Source organism: Streptomyces sp. 150FB (assembly GCF_000818195.1).
Lineage (GTDB): Bacteria > Actinomycetota > Actinomycetes > Streptomycetales > Streptomycetaceae > Streptomyces.
In genome coordinates this window covers 7,060,117-7,062,892 of record NZ_JTHL01000001.1, presented here as the reverse complement: position 1 = coordinate 7,062,892, position 2,776 = coordinate 7,060,117, and the positions used below count along the sequence as shown (strand labels likewise).

Sequence of the window (2,776 nt, the reverse complement as noted above, 5' to 3'; positions counted from 1 at the left end):
GCGGTCGCTCCCGCGGCGCCGCACACGCTGGCCCTGGTGACGGCCGCGATCCTCGCGCACCGGGCCGTACGCGGCGGGCTTTCGCGCCGCGCCGCTGGCGGAGATGTCAGCCCCGCACGCCTCGGAGCGCCATGGAGACGGCGGCCTCGGCGATGACGTCCGGCTCCTCGGCGGCGCCCAGTTCGATACGGCGTACGGCCGCGTCAACGACGCCCTGCACCATCATCGCGGCCAGCCTCGGGTGGGTGTGGCCGAGGTCGCCGAGCGCCTCGACGACGATCGCGATCAGCCCGCCGTGCGCCGCGCGGATCTTGTCGCGGGCGCCCGCGTCCAGCTCGCTCGCCGAGATGGCGACGACGGCGCGGTGCCGGCGGTCCCCGACCAGCGCCAACTGCTGCCGCACATACGCCTCGACCTTGGCCTCGGGGGTGTCGGCCGCGGCCAGGGCCGCTTCGACCTCCGCCGCCCACACCGGGAAGTCGACGGCGCACAGCTCTTCGACGACGGCGGCGCGCGAGCGGAAGTACTCGTAGACCGAGGACCTGGCGAGGCCCGTCCGCTCGGCGAGGGCGGGGAAGGTCAGTGCCTCCGTGCCGCCTTCGGACAGGAGGGAGCGTGCGGCGTCCAGCAGGGCGCCGCGCTGCATGGTCCGGTGCTCGGCCACGGAGGCCGCTCGAATCCTTGGCACGCCCCCACTCTACGGATGGGAGGGGCGCGCGCGGCGGTCAGCGTCCCACGTCGGCCAGCTTGCCCCTCAGTTGCAGGACCGACTTCGTATGGATCTGGCTGACCCGGCTCTCGGTGACGCCCAGGACGTTGCCGATCTCGGCGAGCGTCAGGCCTTCGTAGTAGTACAGCGTGACCACGGTCTTCTCCCGGTCGGGGAGGGTGTTGATGGCGCGGGCCAGCAGCCGGCGCAGCTCGCGGCCCTCGGCGACCTCGACCGGATTGTCGGCCGCCGTGTCCTCGAGCGTGTCCATCAGGCTGAGCCGGTCGCCACCCTCGCCGCCGACGTGCAGCAGCTCCTCCAGGGCCACGACATTGGCCAGCGACAACTGGCTGAAAACCGCGTGCAGTTCCTCCAGCGTGATGTCCATCTCCGACGCGACCTCGACCTCGGACGGGGTGCGCCGCAGCCGCGCCTCCAGCGTGGCGTAGGCCCGCTCGACGGCCCTGGCCTTCTGCCGTACGGAGCGTGGGATCCAGTCGAGGGCCCTGAGTTCGTCGATCATCGCGCCACGGATACGGGTGATCGCGTAGGTCTCGAACTTGATCGAGCGTTCGATGTCGAACTTCTCGATGGCGTCGATGAGCCCGAAGACGCCCGAAGAGACGAAGTCCGCCTGCTCGACATTGGGCGGCAGTCCCACGCTCACCCGGCCCGCGACGTACTTCACCAGAGGTGAGTAGTGCAGGATCAACTGCTCGCGCAGCCGCTCGTCGCCCGTGGTCTTGTACGACCGCCACAGCTCGTCGAGCGACGAGGGCGCGGGGGGCCGCACGGCTTCCCGTGCAGCGGGGGGCGCTGCGGCGCGGTCAGACCCGGAGGTGTGCTGGGGCATGCGTTGCCTTGAGCCGTTCTGCTGTGAAGTGCGGGAGGGCATGTGTCTGGGCCGGGAACCAGGCGAGCGTAGCGTGACTGAAGCGTCGCGGTGTGCGAGGAACGGATGGTCGCGCCCCCGCCGATGCGCCCCCTCGACCGCCCCTCCGGGCCGGGGCCGCCGCCGCCCGCGCCGGCGTCCAAGGCGTCATCGAGGTGAACAACAAGGGCATCGACGTCACCCTTTCACCCGAATACTCCAGGTCAAGCACCGCCTCGCCGCTCCGTCCCCACCGGTGTGGCATGACCGGCGAGCCGCCACCCGTCGCCACTCCGTTCGACGAACCCCAAAGAATGAAGTTCGTACAGCTTGCCGAGCGCCTCGTCGGCGGACGTGCCCGCTCCCCTGGCGATGTCGCGCCCTCCGGCGGCGCCGTGCGCCGGCAGCGCTTCGAGCACCCGGGCGCTGACGGGATCGAGGAGGTCCCTGGGCAGGACGGGTCCCCGGCGCTCGGGGGCGAGATCACCGATGTCCCCGACCAGCTCGGCCACTTCCGCCGCGTCGGTGACCAGCACTCCTTCGCCGCGCAGCAGCTCGTGCACGCCCGCCGAGAGCCCGCTCGTCGCAGGTCCCGGCACGCCCATCGTGAAGCGCCCGAGGCGCTGCGCGTGGCGCGCCGTGACCAGGGAACCGCTGCGGTACTGCGCCTCCACCACGACCGTCCCCCGGGTGAGGGCGGCGATCACCCGGTTCCGCAGGACGAACCTGCTGCGGGTCGGATGGTCGCCCGGCGGTAATTCACCGATGACCAGACCCTGTTCGGCGATGCGTGCGACCAATTCGGCGTGTCCGGCCGGATAGGCGGCGTCGACACCGCAGGCCAGCACGGCGACGGTGGCGCCGCCCGCCGACAGCGCGCCCCGGTGCGCGGCGCCGTCCACACCGAAGGCCGCGCCGGACGTCACGACCCAGCCGCGCTCGGCGAGCCCGGAGCCGAGGCTCGCCGCCATATGTGCCCCGTACGGGGTACACGCCCTGGCCCCGACCACGGCGACGGAGCGCAGCGACCAGATCCGCAGGTCCGGACCGCCGCGCACCCAGAGGCCGACGGGGGCCGCCTCCCCCAGGTCGCCGAGCTGGCTGGGCCACTCCTGATCACCGGGGCAGAGGAACCGGCCCCCGACCCCGGCCACCGCGGCGAGGTCGCGCTCGGGCTCGGCGGAGGCCGCGCGCAG

Annotated in this window: 3 protein-coding genes; all 3 read right to left on the bottom strand. The window is 72.6% G+C overall.

Going from position 1 to position 2,776, the window contains the following annotated elements; all coding sequences use genetic code 11:
• Window positions 1-106 precede the first annotated feature (106 nt).
• Entirely contained in the window at window positions 107-664 is a 558-nt protein-coding gene (locus QR77_RS30360) for a TetR/AcrR family transcriptional regulator (RefSeq protein ID WP_040025198.1), read from the bottom strand.
• A 61-nt stretch (window positions 665-725) separates the two neighbouring features.
• Window positions 726-1,562 (bottom strand): RNA polymerase sigma factor WhiG, encoded by an 837-nt coding sequence (gene whiG / locus QR77_RS30355; protein ID WP_040025196.1) that lies wholly within the window; start codon window positions 1,560-1,562, stop codon window positions 726-728.
• A 242-nt stretch (window positions 1,563-1,804) separates the two neighbouring features.
• Window positions 1,805-2,776: DNA-processing protein DprA (dprA, locus tag QR77_RS30350; protein WP_040028913.1), on the bottom strand; the 972-nt coding region annotated here is incomplete at its 5' end.

Bases quoted from the DNA above. Each gene is read 5' to 3' on its own strand.
- whiG (WP_040025196.1), bottom strand. From the start codon at position 1,562: ATGCCCCAGCACACCTCCGGGTCTGACCGCGCCGCAGCGCCCCCCGCT.